This window comes from Lentzea sp. HUAS12 (assembly GCF_024125735.1).
Classification (GTDB): Bacteria; Actinomycetota; Actinomycetes; order Mycobacteriales; family Pseudonocardiaceae; genus Lentzea; species Lentzea albida.
In genome coordinates, this window is the sequence record NZ_CP099738.1 from 9,023,480 (window position 1) to 9,040,140 (window position 16,661).

Sequence of the window (16,661 nt, forward strand, 5' to 3'; positions counted from 1 at the left end):
TCCTCACACCATGAACGGCAAGAAGCTGTTGGCCGGCACCGCCGTGCTGGCCGTCGCCGGAGTGTGCGTGAGCTCCGCGGTGAGGGACGATTCCCTCGCACCACCACCGGTCGTGGACCAAGGGCCGGTGCGTCTCGTCGCGTTCGACTCGTGCGACAACGCGGTGACCGAACTGCGCCGCGCCATGGCCCCGTACGTCACCGCGTACGGCCTCGGCGGCGGTCCCACGATGTACGCCGAGGGCATGGCCACCGACAGCGGGGGCGTCGTGCAGAAGAGCGTGCCCGACGCTCGGGCCGCCACGCCGCCCGAGCAGCAGCAGGAGCACTCGACGACGAACGTCCACGAGAAGGGCGTCGACGAGCCGGACGTCGTGAAGACGGACGGGAAGCGCGTCGTGTCGATCGCCGACGGCAAGCTGCGCCTGGTCGACGTCGCGAGCAGGACCGTCACGGGCACCGTCGACCTCGGTGAGCGCCGCGCGAGCCAGCTGCTGGTCTCCGGCGACCGCGCGCTGGTGGTGACCGAAGGCCCCGTGCCGATGCTGAAGCCGACGCTGCCGCCCGACCGGCCGTCGTTCGCGCCCGAGTCCGGCACCGAGCTCGTGCTCGTGGACCTCAAGGCGCTCAAGGAGATCAGCAGCCTCAAGACCGACGGCTTCTACCTCGACGCCCGCCAGATCGGCGGCACCGCGCGGGTCGTCGTCCGCTCGCAGCCGCGCCTGCCGTGGGTGTACCCGGACCAGACGACCAACGAAGCGGGATCGTTGCGCCGCAACAAGGAGATCCTGCAGAACGAGCCCGTCACGTCCTGGCTGCCGCGCTACGAGCTGAACGAGAACGGCGCGAAGTCGAGCGGCACCCTGGTCGACTGCGCGAACGTCAGCCACCCCGTCGTGCACTCCGGCGCGTCGATGCTGACCGTGCTGACGTTCGAGCTCTCCGGTCAGCTCGGCACCGGCCGGCCGGTCTCGATCGTGGCCGACGGAGACACCGTCTACGGCACCGACCGCAGCCTGTACATCGCCGACGACCACCGCCTGCTGCCGCAGATCCCTTCCAGGACACCGGTTCAACGCCCGATCAGCACGGCGATCCACCAGTTCGACATCGGTCAGGCGGGCCCGCCGAAGCACGTCGCGTCCGGTGAGGTCAACGGCACGCTGCTGAACCAGTACTCGCTGTCCGAGCACGACGGCGTCCTGCGCGTCGCCACCACCACGGGCACCGAGACCCGTTGCTGCTGGCGGATGCCCGCGGACGTGCAGCCACCGCAACCGCCCTCGGAGAGCTTCGTGACGACGCTGCGCCGCGACGGCGGTCAGCTCGCGAAGGTCGGCCAGGTCGGCGGACTGGGCAAGGGCGAGCGGATCTACAGCGTGCGGTTCATCGGCAGGACGGGCTACGTCGTCACGTTCCGCCAGACCGACCCGCTCTACACGCTGGACCTCAGCGACCCCGCCAAGCCGAGGGTGACCGGAGAGCTGAAGATCACCGGCTTCTCCGCCTACCTGCACCCGGCGGGCGACGGGAAGCTGATCGGCGTCGGCCAGGAGGCCACCGAGCAGGGCAGGACGACCGGCACGCAGGTGTCGCTGTTCGACGTGGCGAATCCCGCGTCACCGCGGCGACTCGCGCAGTACCACCTGCCGAACTCCAGTTCCGAGGCGCAGTTCGACCCGCACGCGTTCCTGTTCTGGCCGCAGGACGGCACGCTCGTCATCCCCGTGTCGTCCTACAAGGCGAACCACGAGTTCTCGTCACTGGTGCTGCGCGTCGACGGGAACCAGTTGCGCGACAGCGGGACCATCGTCGAACCGGCGAGCGCGAACGACTACGGCGGTCCCAGGCGGACCATCGTGATCGGCGACCAGCTGTGGTCGATCTCCGCGGCGGGCGTGCAGGTCAACGCGCGCAACGGACTCGCGCAGCAGGCCTGGCTGCCGTTCACGCCGTAGCGCGGTCCCCGTTGAGCAGGCGGTGCGAGAGGACCGTGCCGCCTGCCATCGCCGCCGGGATCACGACCAGCGCGGCCAGCGGGATCAGGCAGAGCAGGTAGGTGGGGACGGCGAGCCCGAGGACCAGCCCGCGGCGCGTCGCGAGGATCTGCCTGCGCTGCTTGAACGTCCGGCCGCGGCGCGTGAACGGGATGCCGGTGAGCTCGATGCCGAGCAGGTAGCCGTTGATCAGCACGGCCAGCACCGGCACGACGGTCTGGCCGACGACGGGGATGAACCCGCAGAAGAACAACGGGATCGCGAACGCGATCGAGGTCGCGACGAGCAGGACCGTGCTGCGCAACCCGACCAGGAACCCGCGCCACCACCCGATCTGCTCCGCGTCCGGCACACCGCCGAGCTCGTCCTCGACCTCTTCGGAGATGTACTCGTAGAACGGGCCGCCGATCATCAGCGTGATCGCGGTGAACAGCAGCACGCTGAGACCCAGCACGGCCGCGATGACCGAGATCCCGACGACGACCTCGACGACACCGCGCCACGTGTCGCTCCACGAGTCGGCGAAACCGGTGAGCCACCCGGCGATCGAGTCGATGTTGGTGAGCAGCACCGTCCAGCCGGTGATCATCAGGACGGCCGTGATGACCGCCGGCAACGCCCCGACCAGCACGCGCTTGGGCGTGCTGAACACCAGGCGGAACCCACGCAGCAGCAGACCGACACCGGCACCGAAGTCCTTGATCACGCGCGCAGGATAGTCGGTGCGCCGCCCGGGCCGCTGTGAAACCGGACGAACTACTCGGGAGGTGCCGCGATGCAGGCCGTGCCGACGCGGCGGAACCCGACGCGTTCGTAGACCTTCGCGATCTCCGCGCTGCCCGCGGAGAGGAACACCAGCTCCGCACCCCTGGCCAGCGCGTCACGGGCCAGTTCGGCGGTGACCGCGCCACCGAGGCCACGGCGCCGGGCGGCGGGCAACGTGCCGATCCCGGCGATCTCCACGACGTCACCCGCCCGTTGCGCGGTGCCGGACGCCAGCACGCCCTCACCCGGTACGTCGGCCACGGCGTACCGGTGCCGGCCGGGCATCGGGGTCGCCTCCGCGAGCGCCGCGTCCCGTTCCGCGGTGCCGACGTCACCCTTCGCCGTGCCCGGTGACGAGAACGCGAGCTGCGCCACGACCGTCACCTCCGGCGTCCGGGTGTCGAGCAGGCGCACGTGGGGATGCGGGTCCGGCAGCTTCGCGGGGTCGAGCACCATCAGCGGTGCTTCGAGCACGTCCAGGCCGGCTTCACGGGCGACGGCGAGCAGGTCCGGTGTCGTCTCGTGCACCCACTCGAACGCTTCGGGCACCCCGAGCTCGCGCTGCCGTGCGCGCACCCTCAGCACGTCGTCCGCGGTCGGTCTCCCGCCCGGGAATCGGGGCCGCGCGTAGAACGGGTAGCCGTCGCCCGCCTGCACGAACAGCACCAGCTCGCCGTGTTCCTCGACGCGGGATCCGGGCCGGGGCACGGAGTCGTAAAAGGTTTCGAGAACGTCCCACACGGACGGTGACGCTAGCTACCTTGGGCGCCATGACGCACGGCATTTCCCGCGGCGGGGTCCTGGCGGTGCTCGTCGCCCTGCTCCTGGCGCTCACCGGCTGCGGGGGCGAGCCCGAGGACCGGTTCGCCCGCCCCGGCGCGCCGGCGACCTCCCCCAGCGGGGAGTTCGTCGCGCACGCCGAGAGCGGGAGCGAGGTGCGGGTGACCGACCGCGACGGCCGTGAGGTGTTCCGCAGGTCCTACGAGTACGCCACGAGCTCGCGGGCGGACGGGATCGGCGTCGTGTGGCTGTCCACGAAGGACCAGCTGTGGGTCCTCGTGCCCGGCGACACGAGCGAGCGCGTCGAGGCCGGGCCGGACGGGGTGTGGACGGCGGTCGAGGCCGACCTACCCGGGGAGATCACGCGGCTCGGGTGACGGGTCCTTCTCACCCTCCGCCATCCGCCTGCCGCGCTCCAGCTCCGCGTCGAACTCGGCGCCGAGCAGCACCGCGATGTTCGAGATCCACAGCCACACCAGGAAGACGATGACGCCACCGAGCGAGCCGTAGGTCTTGTTGTACGAGGCGAAGTTCGCCACGTAGACCGCGAAACCGACGGTCGCGAGCGCCCGCAACACGATGGCGAGCAGGCTGCCGGGGGAGACCCAGCGGAAGCCGGGCTGCTTCACGTTCGGCGCCGCCCAGTACAGCACCGCGAACGCGAGGCTCACGAGCAGCAGGATGACCGGCCACTTCGCGATGTCCCAGACCGTGACGACGGTGTCGCCGAGGCCGAGGAACTCCCCGACGGTGTCCGCGACGCCGCCGGTCAGCACCAGTGCGCCGAGCGTGATCGACACCAGCACCACCGAGCCGAGCGTGAGCGCGAGCCGCAGCGGGATCGTCTTCCAGATCGGACGGCCTTCCTCGACGTCGTAGACGGCGTTGCACGCGCGCATGAACGCGCCGAGGTAGCCCGACGCGGTCCACAGGGCGGTCAGCAGACCGATGATGCCGAGCAGGCTCGCGGCGTTCTGGCTCTTCTGCAGTTCCTCGATGGACGACTTCACCAGGTTGCCGGCCTCACCGGGCGCGACCTCGTCGACGTACTTGATCAACTCCTGCGTCGTCGTCTCGCCCAGCAGGGCGAGCACGGACGTCAGGACGATGATCCCGGGGAACAGCGACAGCACCGCGTAGTAGGTGAGTGCCGCTGCCCAGTCCGTCAGGTTGTCGTCGTTGAACTCTTTGACCGTGCGTTTGAGGACACCCCACCAGGCGCGCTTGGGCAGCCTGGTGGGGCCCTCGACGTCGTTACCGCCGCGCACGGCGCCAGCTGAACGAACGGGTGCCGGAGCCGACACCGGCGAGGTGCAGCGCGAGCAGCAACAGCCCGAGCACGACCAGCGTGTTGACGGTGATCACGTCACCGAGCCCGGCCTTGGCCAGGTCCAGGATCAGCGCCAAGCCGAACGAAACCGCGGCGATGATGGCCAGCATGTCCGCCTCCTGCTAGGGGGTCGAGCACTGTGTTGGCGGCCGGATACCCACTTGTTCACGGGGGAACCGGGCCGTTCGGAGCAATGGACGTGTCATGATCGGTCCCGTGGACGTGGAGCGCTGGCAGGCAGCGGCGGTTCCGTGGTGGGTGACGAAGGTCGGGCTCGTCGGTGGGTGGGTCGTCGCCTTCTACTTCGCCGCGAGCGCGAACGAGGCCCCGTGCACGGCCGCGCAGCCGTGCCTGCCGGACCCGTTGTTCTCGCTCGCGGTGGTGCCGTTGCTGGCCACGCCGTTGCTGCTGCTGTTCGGCCGTGTGCTCACCGGCTGTGCGATGGGTGCCCTGTTCGGTGTGGTGGACATCGCGCTCGACGGCAGTGCGGCGGCCAACGTGGCGTTCGGGCTGCACGCCGCCGCGTGTGCGGTGGTGGCCGCGTGGACGGTCAGGTCGCGCGCGGACCAGCACGAGGCGGCCGGTGCCGCGCTGGTCTCGTTGCCGGACCTGCCGCCGCAGCGCGGGGTGCTGCGGGTCGTGGCCGTGCTGCTGGTCGTCTTCGGCTTCCTCACGTTCGTGCAGTACAGCCTCACCAACGACGCGATCGAGCAGCACATCGCGAACGCCAGCCGCGTGCAGGCCGAGGTCGTCGAGGTCAAGGACGCCTACGAGGTGTGGGTGGAGCTGCCGGACCGGCAGCGCGCCGCGTTCCAGCCGCTCGCGCCGGAGACCTACCGGGTCGGCGACGACGTGCCGGTGCTCGCCGACGGCACCTGGGTGCAGATGGCGAACGAGCCGGAGGACGTCACGTGGTGGCTGACCATCGGCGGGGCCGCCGTGTTCTTCGCGGTCGTGCTGGCCGCCCGGGAACGCCGCCGCCGTGCGTTGTGGACGGGCCCGGTGAAGGCGGTCCGGGTGACGGCCCACCAGGTCGGGCCGCGCCGGATCCTGTTGCGCCACGGCAAGAAGGACCTCGCCACGGTCACCACCCTCGCCGACCTGGCGCTCGAGGAACCGCTCTACCACGACACCGAGGAGTTCGGCCGGGTGTGGCGCGGCGAGGAGGACCCACCGCCGCAGCTCGACCCCGTCGAGCTCCTGGTCGCGGGGGAGTGGCACCACGGCGGTCAGGTGGCGTTGCTGTCCGAGGGCGACGTCGTGGCGACCAGCACGCTGAGCCACGTGCGCCCGCGCCACACCGTCCACAGTGCACACCTGCCGGGCGTGCCGGTCACCGCGGGCACGCCGGTCGAGCTGCCGCACGCGATCTGGCCGGGTGACCGCCGCCGGGTCGAGGGCGTGGCGCTGCTGCTCGCCGCCGCCGGCGCGCTGATCGCGCTGAAGCAGTACCCGGACTGGATCGTGCTCGCGCTGATCGGCGTGCAGTGCGTGCTGTCGGCCGTCACGCGGTTCCAGCCGATGCTGCGCCTCGACCACAACTCGGTCGTGCTCTACACCGGCGTCTTCACCTACCGCGTCCCGTGGGCGCAGCTGCACGGCGTGCGCCGCTCCGGCCCGCAGCTCATGCTCGCGTTCGGCCCGCACGGCGACGTTCTCACGACACCGCACCTGCCGGACCGGGAGGCGGGCGAGAAGGTGATGTGGGCCCGCGCCCGGTCGTTGATCGCCGAGCATCCCGGCCAGCGCGTGACCCGCAGGCTGAACGTCAGCGTGCTCGTCGCGGCCGCCTACGCCGCGCTCGTGCTGTTCATCTGAGCTTCGCCACGGCCTGCAGCAGGCGGTCCACATCGGACTCGTCGGTGTACGGACCGATGCCCGCGCGCACGGCGCCCTTGTCGCCCAGGCCGAGCCACCGCGAGCACTCCAGCGCGTAGAAGTGACCTGCGGGCGCGTTCACGCCCTCGGCCCCGAGCCGACGGTAGACCTCGGCGGGCTCCAGTCCGTCGACGGAGAACAGCACGGTCGGCGTGCGCGAGGACGCCTTGCTGTAGATGCGCACGCCGAGCTCGCGCAGCCCGTTCTCCATCTTCTCGCGGAGGTCGAGCTCGTACTCCTCCAGCCCGTCCAGCGACCGCATGAACTCGACCGCCGCGGTCGTCCCGGCCAACAGCTCGTACGGCAGCGTGCCCAGCTCGAACCGCTCCGGCACGGCGTTCGTCGACGGCAGCAGCTTGTCCGGCCGCAACGTCTCCAGCAGCTCCGGCGCCGCCGCCAGCACCCCGAGGTGCGGGCCGAGGAACTTGTACGGCGAGCACACGAAGAAGTCGGCGTCCAACGCCTCGACGTCGACCGGCACGTGCGGTGTGTAGTGCACGCCGTCGACGTAGACGAACGCCGCCATCTCGTGCGCGGCCCGCGCGATCTCCGCGATGTTCGGACGCGTGCCGAGCAGGTTCGACGCGGCCGTGATCGCGACGACGCGGGTGCGGTCGGACAGCAGCTTCGTCACCGACTCGACGGGCAGCTCCCCGGTCGTGCGGTCGAACGACGCCCAGCGCACCGTGGCGCGCGCGGCCTCGGCGGCCTGCACCCACGGCCGGATGTTCGCGTCGTGGTCGATCCTGGTCACGACGATCTCGTCGCCCGGCCGCCAGTTCTTCGACAGCGTGCGGGCGAAGTCGTAGGTCAGCTGGGTCATGCTGCGCCCGAACACGATGCTGCCGGCGTTGAGGAACTCCGCCATCGTGCGCCGTGCGGTCCGCACGATCTCCTCGGCCCGGCGTTCGGAGGCCGTGACGCTGCCGCGGTTCGAGACCGCCGAGATCAGCGTGTCCCGGACGGCGTCCGCGACGACGTCGGGCACCTGCGCGCCGCCGGGCCCGTCGAAGTGCGCGGCACCCTCGCGCAACGCGGGGAAGTGGGCGCGAACAGCTGCGACGTCGTAGGCCATGCCCTCATGGTGCTTCAGCACCCACGAATCGGGAAAGGATCAACCGTAGGGTCATCACCTGTTCGGTCGCGTCGAAGTCCGGGTCGATCAGCCTGCCGAACAGCCCGTCCACCAGCGCCTGCACCCAGGTCGCGGCCGTCGGCGCGCTCACCGGGAGGGTGATCTGACCCGCGTCGTGCGCCTGCTGGAGCAGCGCCGCCAACTCGTCGCGCACCGCCTGCTCGTTGCGGCCGACCAGGTCCCACAGCTCCTCGTCGCGGCTGGCCTGCGCGACGACCTCCAGCACCAGGCCCGCCACCGCCCGGTCGAGGGCGGGCACGCAGAGGTGGTCGAGCACCAGCTGAACGCCGTCCCACGGGGCCAGCTCACGGGCCTGCGCGAACACGGCGGCGTTGTCCTCGGCGTCCTGCACGAAGATCTCGCGGAAGATCGCCCGCTTGGTGGGGAAGTAGTGGAAGAGGCTGCCGGTGCTGATCTCCGCGGCCCTGCAGATGTCCGCGACGGTCGTGCGTTCGAAGCCCTTCTGCGCGAACAACCCCGCCGCGGTGTCGGTGATGTGCCGCTTCTTCTCCGCGTGCTTGACCGGGTCTACCGTTCGCACCTGTAGTACTGCCTCTTCTTCTCGTCCCGCACGGAGACGCCGCGTTTGCGGATCTCCCGCGCCAATTCTGCGGCCTCCGCGTTCTCGTACTTCGCGATGGCCTTCCGCCGGGCCGTGAACAGCGCGTTCACGTCCGCGGGCAGCTCCGGCGCGTGCTCGACCCACATGCGGAACTCCTGCGCGAACGGATCGGCGTCGCGCCACCGGTAGCCCTGCTCGGTGAAGGCCCGTTCGAGCTTCGCCCTGCTCAGGTCGGACGTCTCGCGGGCCAGTTCGGTGCCGTCCGGCGCGAGCAGCACGAGCTGCTTGCCGTCCGCGAACGCCGACTCGACCTCCTCGCGGCCGAAGCCGAACGTCTTGTCGTCCTTGCGCAGCGTGACCCGGGAGGGGCCGACCTCGACCGACATCATCTCGCTGGCCCAGAACAGCGCGAACACCGCGCCCGCGACCGCGCCGACCCCGAGGGACGCGAGCGTCGCCCACGGCTGCGGGATGTCCGTGTACAGCTCGAACACGCCCTGGAACGGGAACCACTTGAGCGTGGTGATCCACGCGGCCGCCAGTCCGAGTCCCCAGCCCGCGGCGGCGCCGGCGACCGGGCACACGACCCAGATGCCGTAGCGGACCGCCGCGGTCTCCTGCACAGTCGTCATGCGCCCAATACTAGACCGAGTGCTCGGTTTATTCTGTTAGGGCAGGTAGAAGGTCAGCAGATCGCTCGTGACCGGCGGGAACAGCCTGGTCATCAGCTCGGTCCTCGGTCCGGGGTAGACGTCGGAGAAGATCCGGCGCAGGCCGTCGATGCCGTGCGGGCCGAACAGCAGTGGAGCCAGCAGGTCGGGGGCGATCCCGGCGCCTCCCATCGAGCCGGGGCCGAGCAGCGTGCCGCCCCACTCGTACGGGCCGATCCGCTCGCCGTCCCAGTGGAAGCGGACGTGCGTGCGGTAGAAGCCGAGCACCACGTCGGCGGGTTCGTGTCCCCGCAGGCGCCCGGTGAAGACCGGCCGCAGGTGCTCGAAGAGCATCGGGACGTCGGGGATGCGCACCATGTACTGGTCCAGTTCCGGGGCGCGGTCCGCCAGATGCGCCTCCAGCGCCGGGTGGCGTTCGCCGACCTGGGCCGGGTTCACCAACGCCACCAGCGCCCTGACCGCGTCGTCGTCCACGCCGGCGATCTCGCCGAGGACGACGTCGCCCTCCTCCTCGGGTGTGCTGCGGCCCGTTGCGACCGGCACGCCGTCGCGCTCGACGACCCACGTGGTCGAGCCGGTGCGGCGCAGGAGCCAGCGCCAGCACGGCGTGGTGTGGGTCATCCGCAGGTCCGCGCCGCGCTGGGCGTCGTCCTGCAGGCGCGCCAGCACGGGGATGTCGGCTTCGGTCGCTCGCCGGACGGCATGTCCCGCAACGGCTTGCGGGGTCGTGACCAGCGCGCGGGTCTGCTTGACCGGGATGGAGTAGGCGTAGCCGAACTGGCGGTAGAAGTACGGCACGCCGATCACGAGCTGGAGCAGGTGGCCGCGTTCGGCCGACCTGTCGTTCGCCCAGCCCATCAGCCGGCGCACCAGGCCCCTGCCCTCGTGCTCGGTGTCGGTGGCGACCTGTTCGACCTGGCCCGCGGAGATGTCGAGACCGGCGAGCGTCACCGTCTCGTCCATCAGGGTGAGGGTGGAGACGATCCGGTCGCCGTCGCCGTCGGCGGCGACCCCGACCCAGTCGCAGCCCGCGTCCGGGTCGGTCATCAGCAGGCGTGCGTCGACGCCGTCGCTGGGGTCGAGGCGGGAGACGATCAGCTTCTCGACCTGGTCCAGGTCTTCGGGGCGCGAGGTGCGGATGTCCACGGCCGGAGTGTTTCCAGGACGGTGGTTGTCCGCAAACGGTTTTACCGTCGTCGGCATGGACTGGAACAAGCAGTTGACGGACCAGCTCGAGTTCCACTGGAACATCGCGGCCCGGCCGCGGCTCGAGGGCATGACCGACGCCGAGTACTTCTGGGAGCCGGTGCCGGACGCGTGGACCGTTCACCGGGACAACTCGATCGACTGGCAGTACCCGCCGCCGTCCCCGGCACCCGTCACGACGATCGCCTGGCGCATGGCGCACGTCATCGTGGGCGTGTTCAACGCGCGCACGGCCTCCCACTTCGGCGGTCCGCCCGCGGACCACGCGACCTGGCAGTACGCGATGACCGCGGACGAGGCGTTGAAACAGCTGGACGACGCCTACGCGGCCTGGATGGCCGGGGTGCGCACGGCAGACCTCTCCAAGGCGGTCGGGCCGGCCGAGGGACCGTTCGCGGCCGAGCCGATGGCCACCCTGGTGCTGCACATCAACCGCGAGGTGATCCACCACCTCGCGGAGGTCGCCCTGCTCCGCGATCTGTACCTTCGGGAGAGCTAGTCACCAGAAAGTGCCTACTTTCTAGAAGTTGGCGCTAACTGCAAGATGATCCCAACGAAGACGTCAAGAGGGGATCATCATGCGAGTCATCACGCAGAAGACCGTCGGCGACCCGTCCGTGCTGGAGGTCGCCGAGGTCGCGACGCCCGTGGCCGGACCGGGTGAGGTGCTGGTCAGGGTCGGCGCGGCGGGGGTGAACCCGGTCGACACCTACATCCGCGCCGGCGGGTTCCCCGCGCTCGGCGAGCCGCCCTTCACGCTGGGCTGGGACGTCGCGGGCACGGTCGAGCGGGACGGTGAGGGGTTCGCGGCGGGCGACGAGGTCTTCGGGCTCCTCGACTTCCCCGGCGCGGGTGGCGGCTACGCCGAGTACGCCGTGCTCAAGGCCGCCAACCTGGTGAAGCGGCCGTCCTGGCTGACCGTGGAGGAGGCCGGCGCGGCGCCGATGGCGGCGTTGACGGCGTGGCAGGCGCTCGTCGGACGCGGCGGGGTCTCCGCCGGTCAGCGCGTGCTGGTCCACGCGGCCGCCGGTGGTGTCGGGCACCTCGCCGTGCAGATCGCCAAGGCGCGGGGCGCGTACGTGATCGGTACGGCGTCGGCGGCCAAGCACGACTTCCTGCGCTCGCTGGGCGTGGACGAGGTGATCGACTACCGGCACCAGGACTTCACCGGGATCGACCCGGTCGACGTCGTGCTGGACACGATCGGCGGCGAGTACGCGGAGCGGTCCGCGCGGGTGATCAGGCAGGGCGGCGTGCTCGTGTCGATCATCCCCGGCAACCCGGCTTTTGACGTTGACCGAGCTTCGGCTCTCGGCATCCGGTTCGAACTGGTCCTGAGCGTGGTCGCGTCCGGTGCGGATCTCGCCGCGTTGCCGCAGCTCAAGGTGCAGATCGACCACGCGGTGCCGCTCGCGGAGGCCGCGAAGGCGCACGAGCTCGTCTCGTCCGGCCGCACGACGGGCAAGGTCGTCCTGGTGCCGTGACCCCTCGTTAACCATTCGTTGACCATGTACCCCGATCGTGTGCGCAACATCCACACGATCGGGGAGTGCTCATGGCACGGTGGAGTCCGCTTGTTTTAGTCGCAGCTCTGTTGGCGGCGGTGGGCCTTTACGGGTCGACCGCCGCTGTCGCAGCAGCTCCGCTCACTGTCACCCAGGCGATCAGTCAGCAGAACGGGTCGTCGGCGACGGTCCGCGGTTATGTCGTCGGTCAGCCCACGGCCACGACGACTGTCGTCCGTTCGGGTTATCCGAACGACTACGCGCTCGCGCTGGCCGACTCGGCGTCCACGACCAGCACGTCGAGCATGCTCTACGTGCAGATCCCGTCGGCGTTCCGCTCGGCGTGGGGTCTTCGGACGAACCCGTCGCTGCTGGGCAGGCAGATCGACGTCACGGGCACGCTCAGCGCGTACTTCTCGCACGCCGGTCTGACCTCGTCCACGGCGTTCGCGTTCGCCGGCACCACGCCGCCGACCACCACTCCACCGACCACCCCGCCGCCCACCACGACGACGCCCCCGGCCGGGTCGTGCGAGAGCTACTACACGGCTGCCTGCGGCAAGTCCGGCGCGGCGCTGAAGTCGGCGTTGAACGGCATCATCCGCAACCAGACCAAGCTGAGCTACGACCAGGTCTGGGACGCGCTCAAGGCCACCGACCAGGACCCGGCCAACGCGAACAACGTGATCCTGCTGTACAGCGGCCGTTCGCAGGCGAAGTCGACCAACGGCGGCAACGCGAACGACTGGAACCGCGAGCACGTCTGGGCCAAGTCGCACGGTGACTTCGGCACCTCGACCGGACCCGGCACCGACATCCACCACCTGCGTCCCGAGGACGTGTCGGTGAACGCCACCCGCGGCAACCTCGACTTCGACAACGGCGGGTCGGCGGTGCCCGAGGCGACCGACAGCAGGTACGACGGCGACTCGTTCGAGCCGCGCAACGCCGTGAAGGGCGACGTCGCGCGCATGATCTTCTACATGGCCGTGCGCTACGAGGGCAACGACGGCTACGTGAACCTGGAGATCAACAACTCGGTGTCCAACGGCTCGGCGCCGTACATGGGCAAGCTGTCGGTCCTGAAGCAGTGGAGCCAGCAGGACCCGCCGGACGCGTTCGAGAAGCGCCGCAACCAGGTGATCTTCGACAGCTTCCAGCACAACCGGAACCCGTTCATCGACCACCCGGAGTGGGTCGCCTCTATCTGGCCGTGAGTCGTTCCAGGAAGGGGCGTTGCGCGGAGACGATCTTCGCGCTCGCCTCTTCCAGGCCGAACCACTGCACGCGGTCGACCTCGGGGAAGGTCTTCCTCTGCCCCGACTTCGGCGGCCACTCCATCTCGAACGTGCCGGGCGTGACGGCCTCGGGGTCGAGGTCGCCTTCGAGCGCCCACACCGTGATGACCTTGCCGGACCCCTTGGCCTCGCCGAGCTCGATCAGCTCGCCCTCGGGCACCGGCAGCCCGAGCTCCTCCTCGAACTCGCGGCGCGCGGCCGCCTCGGGCGTCTCGTCCTCGGTGTACTCGCCCTTCGGCACGGACCACGCGCCGGCGTCCTTGCGGGCCCAGAACGGGCCGCCCATGTGCCCCAGCAGCACCTCGAGCTGGGTGGTTCGTCTGAAGAGCAGGATCCCGGCCGACCGTTTCATACTGTCCAGCATGGCGGACTGGGTCCTGCACGTGGACCTCGACCAGTTCATCGCGGCGGTCGAGGTGCTGCGCGACCCGTCGTTGCGCGGCAGGCCCGTGGTGGTGGGCGGCAACGGCGACCCGACCGAGCGCGCGGTCGTGGCCACCGCGTCCTACGAGGCGCGCGAGTTCGGCGTGCGCTCGGGCCTGCCGCTGCGGACCGCGTTCAGGAAGCTGCCCGACGCCGTCTACCTGCCGGTCGACCACGCGCTGTACGAGGCCGCGTCGGCGGACGTGATGGCCGTGCTGCGCTCGTTCCCCGTGGTCGTCGAGGTGATGGGCTGGGACGAGGCGTTCGTCGGCGTGGCGGTGGACGACCCGGTGGCGTTCGCGCGGTCGCTGCAGGCCGCGGTGCTGGCGGCGACGGGCCTGCACTGCTCGGTCGGCATCGGCGACAACAAACTGCGGGCCAAGATCGCGACCGAGTTCGGCAAGCCCGCCGGCGTCTTCCGGCTCACGCGCGACAACTGGGTCGAGGTCATGGGGCACCGGCCGACGTCCGCGCTGTGGGGCATCGGCTCGAAGACCGAGAAGAAGCTGGCCGAACTGGGCCTCGTGACCGTGACTGACCTGGCGTCCGCGTCCGAGGACGTGCTGGCCGCGCGGTTCGGCCCGCGGATGGGCCCGTACTACCGTTCTGTCGCTCTGGGCGCGGGCGACACGGTCGTGAGCGCGACGCCGTGGGTGGTCAAGTCCCGTTCGCACGAGAAGACGTTCCAGCAGGACCTGGCGTCGATGGAGGACATCCGCCGCGAGGTCGTGGCACTGGCCCACCAGGTGGCCCAGGACGTCGTCGCCGAGGGACGCCCGGCCGTGCGCGTGGGCGTGAAGGTGCGGTTCGTGCCGTTCTTCACGAAGGTGCGGCTGATGAAGCTGCCCGCGCCGACGTCGTCCGCCGACGAGCTGGCCGCCGCCGCTCTGGTCGTGCTGGACCGCTTCGAACACGACCGGGCCGTACGCCTTCTCGGAGTGCGCGCGGAATTCTCCGACGATGATGTCGAACCGAAGCCTTCTTCTTCGACGTATCTGTAAGTAGAGGATTCACCGCTAGGAGAAGAAGATGACCGACTCATCGCTGACACACCGCGACCGCGCCGTTCTGAGAGCGGTCGCCGACGGCCGTTGTGAGATCGCCGGAAGCGCGTTGCTGGTCGACGGCCTGTGCTGCGCCGACCAGTTCGCCGGGCTCCGCCTGCGCACTGCGGGCCTGATCAGCACCCGTCCGGGCCCGGCCGCGCTGACCACAGCGGGCTACGAGGTCCTCGCGGCTTGACGCTTGCGGAAGACCGACATCAGGTACTTGTTCGAGAACCGGTAGCCACCGTCTGGAGTTCGGAACGGTCCAACGGCGGCCCTGATTTTTTCCACGACTTTTTCTTCACCCTCGTTGTCGATGATGCGCTGATAGCTGCCCACGCTCAGGAAGCTGCGCAGCATCGTGGCCTCGTCGGCGTGAACCTGGGGAATGTCGATCGTGAGTTCTTCGTGCGGCTCGGGCAGCTCCGCCCCCGTGCGCGCGCTCGGCCCCCGCACGGCCCGGCCGACCACGAGCAGATCGCTCCGCTCGCGGGGATGCCACTGGCACACCACCACGTAGTCCCTGCTGACCCGGACCGCCTCGGCGAACGCCAGGTCGGGGTCGTCGGCGAAGAACAGCGCGTTGAACGCCGTGACGACGTCGAAAGTGCCGTCCTGCCAGGGCAACCGCCCCAGCGGCAGCTCGTGGAACTCGGCGGTGCTCCTGCTCCTGGCCACCTCGACCATGGCCCGGGAGAGGTCGATCCCGGTGGCCTTCGCGCCCGTTTCCACTGCCAGGGCGCAGAACTCACCGCTGCCGCACGCCAGGTCGAGCACCGTCGTGCCTTCCCGGATGCCGGTGCGTTCGATCGCGGTCTCCCATGCGGGCAGGGACATTCTCGCGCCGAGCGCCGCCCGTTCGGCTGCTTTGCGCCCCCACAGTTCGCCCTCGCTCACGGTTGCGACCCTAATCCGTTCGCACTGCCGTGGATCATGGCAGGCATGGGTGTGCTGGCGAGGGTGCTGCGGTCCGTGGGCGGCGAGGAGGTGCTGGACCGGCTCGCCGGCCTGTCCGGCAGCGATCTGACGAGCTTCCTGCTGGCGCTGTCGCGCCGGCGTGCCCAGACCCTGTCCGGACCGGACGTGTTGCGCCAGTACCGGACCGACCGCTTCGTGGCGCCGTCGTCCGTGCCGTTCTCCGTCCTGCGAGCGGCGGAAGACTGCCTGCTGGCCGCGTTGCCGCCATCGTTCTCCGTGCTGGGCCTCGCTCCCGTGGCGCCCCTCGGCACGTGTTCCGCCGTCGCCCTGATGGACCAGAACAACGTCGTGTCGACCATGCGCGGCACCGAGGTCGCCGCCGACCCGACGAACGCGCTGGCGCTGGAAGCCGCGCTGTTGCGGCAGTCCGGGCCGGACGACGTGCGCCTCGCCGCCGTGCAGCGCGTGGTGCGCGCACAGATTTTCAGCGGTGCCGGGAGGTTCGCGCACTTCTCGTTGTTCGCGGCGGTGTCCGCCGGCCGCGACCGCGGCTCGCTCGCCTTCGAGCGCGAGCACTTCGCCGAGCACGTCGCGTTCCTGCGTGCCGCGTGCGGCGATGTCGAGTTCCGCGTGACGGTGCTGGATCCGCGGTTCGAAGTGCTGCGCGGGGACCTGCCCGCCGATCCGTCGCGGAAGACCGGGTACTACAAGGGCTTGTGCTTCAAGGTGTTCCGCGACGGGGTGGAGATCGGGGACGGCGGGTTCGTGGACTGGACGGCGCGGTTGACCGGCAACCGCAAGGAGCGCCTGCTGATCAGCGGCATCGGTGTCGACCGCTTCGCCACGCCCTGATTCCACGTGACAGGAACAGGTTCTAGTAAGCGACCTCTGGCGGTAGATCGGTCAACTTTCTGGATCTACGCTCAGGTGTGGCCTTGTCGGGTCGGGGACCTTGCCGGGAGGGCGACTATGGCGGAACTCGTGTGGAAGCGCAGTTCGTACAGCAGCTCCGGTGGCGACGCCTGCGTCGAGTGCGCGGCGGGCGGGCCGGTGATGTGGATCAGGGACTCCAAGGATCGCGGCGGTCGGCGGCTTGAGGTCTCCTGGCCCGCTTGGCGCGCGTTCGTCTCCTCTGCCCGTTCGTGAAG

General features: G+C 70.1%; 20 protein-coding genes. 10 read left to right on the top strand and 10 right to left on the bottom strand.

Annotated elements, in window-relative coordinates:
* The first annotated feature begins 10 nt into the window (after nt 1-10).
* Complete coding sequence (locus ND450_RS42430) at nt 11-1,957, top strand: beta-propeller domain-containing protein (RefSeq protein WP_253323603.1); 1,947 nt, start codon at nt 11-13, stop codon at nt 1,955-1,957.
* Here the strand turns inward: ND450_RS42430 and ND450_RS42435 are convergent.
* Both ND450_RS42435 and ND450_RS42440 read right to left on the bottom strand, forming a co-directional pair.
* On the bottom strand, nt 1,947-2,702 hold the full coding sequence (locus tag ND450_RS42435; RefSeq protein WP_253323604.1) for an EI24 domain-containing protein: 756 nt from the start codon (nt 2,700-2,702) through the stop codon (nt 1,947-1,949). The two genes, ND450_RS42430 and ND450_RS42435, sit on opposite strands and share 11 nt — an antisense overlap.
* 50 nt (nt 2,703-2,752) lie before the next feature.
* A complete protein-coding gene (locus ND450_RS42440; protein ID WP_253323605.1) occupies nt 2,753-3,502 on the bottom strand; it encodes a GNAT family N-acetyltransferase in 750 nt (249 codons plus the stop codon).
* A gap of 29 nt (nt 3,503-3,531) precedes the next feature.
* On the opposite strand from ND450_RS42440, the gene ND450_RS42445 reads away from it, so the two are divergent.
* Complete coding sequence (locus ND450_RS42445) at nt 3,532-3,918, top strand: hypothetical protein (RefSeq protein WP_253323606.1); 387 nt, start codon at nt 3,532-3,534, stop codon at nt 3,916-3,918.
* On the opposite strand, the gene ND450_RS42450 is transcribed toward ND450_RS42445, so the two are convergent.
* Nucleotides 3,889-4,809 (bottom strand): YihY/virulence factor BrkB family protein, encoded by a 921-nt coding sequence (locus ND450_RS42450; RefSeq protein ID WP_253323607.1) that lies wholly within the window; start codon nt 4,807-4,809, stop codon nt 3,889-3,891. The genes ND450_RS42445 and ND450_RS42450 overlap by 30 nt on opposite strands.
* On the bottom strand, nt 4,796-4,981 hold the full coding sequence (locus ND450_RS42455) for a hypothetical protein (protein WP_089923615.1): 186 nt from the start codon (nt 4,979-4,981) through the stop codon (nt 4,796-4,798). The genes ND450_RS42450 and ND450_RS42455 overlap by 14 nt, the downstream gene beginning before the upstream one ends.
* Before the next feature lie 94 nt (nt 4,982-5,075).
* Between ND450_RS42455 and ND450_RS42460 the strand changes: the two genes are divergently transcribed.
* Nucleotides 5,076-6,689: a hypothetical protein gene (locus tag ND450_RS42460; protein ID WP_253323608.1), complete on the top strand. Its 1,614-nt coding sequence runs from the start codon at nt 5,076-5,078 to the stop codon at nt 6,687-6,689.
* Here the strand turns inward: ND450_RS42460 and ND450_RS42465 are convergent.
* From ND450_RS42465 to ND450_RS42480, 4 genes are read right to left on the bottom strand one after another with little or no spacing between them, the layout of a single operon-like run.
* Nucleotides 6,682-7,824 (bottom strand): cysteine desulfurase-like protein, encoded by a 1,143-nt coding sequence (locus ND450_RS42465; protein ID WP_253323609.1) that lies wholly within the window; start codon nt 7,822-7,824, stop codon nt 6,682-6,684. The two genes, ND450_RS42460 and ND450_RS42465, sit on opposite strands and share 8 nt — an antisense overlap.
* Before the next feature lie 4 nt (nt 7,825-7,828).
* Nucleotides 7,829-8,425, bottom strand: coding sequence for a TetR/AcrR family transcriptional regulator (locus ND450_RS42470; RefSeq protein ID WP_253323610.1), 597 nt, complete (start codon nt 8,423-8,425; stop codon nt 7,829-7,831).
* Nucleotides 8,413-9,078, bottom strand: a complete 666-nt coding sequence (locus ND450_RS42475) for a hypothetical protein (protein ID WP_253323611.1) — start codon at nt 9,076-9,078, stop codon at nt 8,413-8,415. Before ND450_RS42475 ends, ND450_RS42470 begins: the two co-directional genes overlap by 13 nt.
* Nucleotides 9,079-9,114: 36 nt before the next feature.
* The gene (locus ND450_RS42480) at nt 9,115-10,263 is read right to left on the bottom strand and encodes a GNAT family N-acetyltransferase (RefSeq protein WP_253323612.1); all 1,149 of its coding nucleotides are present in this window, start codon (nt 10,261-10,263) and stop codon (nt 9,115-9,117) included.
* A 55-nt stretch (nt 10,264-10,318) separates the two neighbouring features.
* Between ND450_RS42480 and ND450_RS42485 the strand changes: the two genes are divergently transcribed.
* The 3 genes from ND450_RS42485 to ND450_RS42495 all read left to right on the top strand — a co-directional run bounded on the left by ND450_RS42485 (nt 10,319) and on the right by ND450_RS42495 (nt 13,045).
* On the top strand, nt 10,319-10,822 hold the full coding sequence (locus ND450_RS42485) for a DinB family protein (protein ID WP_089923640.1): 504 nt from the start codon (nt 10,319-10,321) through the stop codon (nt 10,820-10,822).
* A 79-nt stretch (nt 10,823-10,901) separates the two neighbouring features.
* Nucleotides 10,902-11,807, top strand: a complete 906-nt coding sequence (locus tag ND450_RS42490; RefSeq protein WP_253323613.1) for an NADP-dependent oxidoreductase — start codon at nt 10,902-10,904, stop codon at nt 11,805-11,807.
* 119 nt (nt 11,808-11,926) lie between these two features.
* Nucleotides 11,927-13,045, top strand: coding sequence for an endonuclease (locus ND450_RS42495; RefSeq protein WP_253323614.1), 1,119 nt, complete (start codon nt 11,927-11,929; stop codon nt 13,043-13,045).
* Here the strand turns inward: ND450_RS42495 and ND450_RS42500 are convergent.
* Nucleotides 13,032-13,478: an NUDIX domain-containing protein gene (locus ND450_RS42500; protein WP_253323615.1), complete on the bottom strand. Its 447-nt coding sequence runs from the start codon at nt 13,476-13,478 to the stop codon at nt 13,032-13,034. The genes ND450_RS42495 and ND450_RS42500 overlap by 14 nt on opposite strands.
* Before the next feature lie 10 nt (nt 13,479-13,488).
* On the opposite strand from ND450_RS42500, the gene ND450_RS42505 reads away from it, so the two are divergent.
* On the top strand, nt 13,489-14,550 hold the full coding sequence (locus ND450_RS42505; RefSeq protein ID WP_253323616.1) for a DNA polymerase IV: 1,062 nt from the start codon (nt 13,489-13,491) through the stop codon (nt 14,548-14,550).
* Nucleotides 14,551-14,578: 28 nt separating this feature from the next.
* The gene (locus tag ND450_RS42510; protein WP_253323617.1) at nt 14,579-14,791 is read left to right on the top strand and encodes a hypothetical protein; all 213 of its coding nucleotides are present in this window, start codon (nt 14,579-14,581) and stop codon (nt 14,789-14,791) included.
* Here the strand turns inward: ND450_RS42510 and ND450_RS42515 are convergent.
* A complete protein-coding gene (locus ND450_RS42515) occupies nt 14,770-15,492 on the bottom strand; it encodes a class I SAM-dependent methyltransferase (RefSeq protein WP_253323618.1) in 723 nt (240 codons plus the stop codon). The genes ND450_RS42510 and ND450_RS42515 overlap by 22 nt on opposite strands.
* Nucleotides 15,493-15,537: 45 nt before the next feature.
* Between ND450_RS42515 and ND450_RS42520 the strand changes: the two genes are divergently transcribed.
* Nucleotides 15,538-16,365, top strand: coding sequence for a hypothetical protein (locus ND450_RS42520; protein WP_253323619.1), 828 nt, complete (start codon nt 15,538-15,540; stop codon nt 16,363-16,365).
* A gap of 117 nt (nt 16,366-16,482) precedes the next feature.
* Nucleotides 16,483-16,659, top strand: coding sequence for a DUF397 domain-containing protein (locus ND450_RS42525; RefSeq protein ID WP_253323620.1), 177 nt, complete (start codon nt 16,483-16,485; stop codon nt 16,657-16,659).
* Nucleotides 16,660-16,661 lie beyond the last annotated feature (2 nt).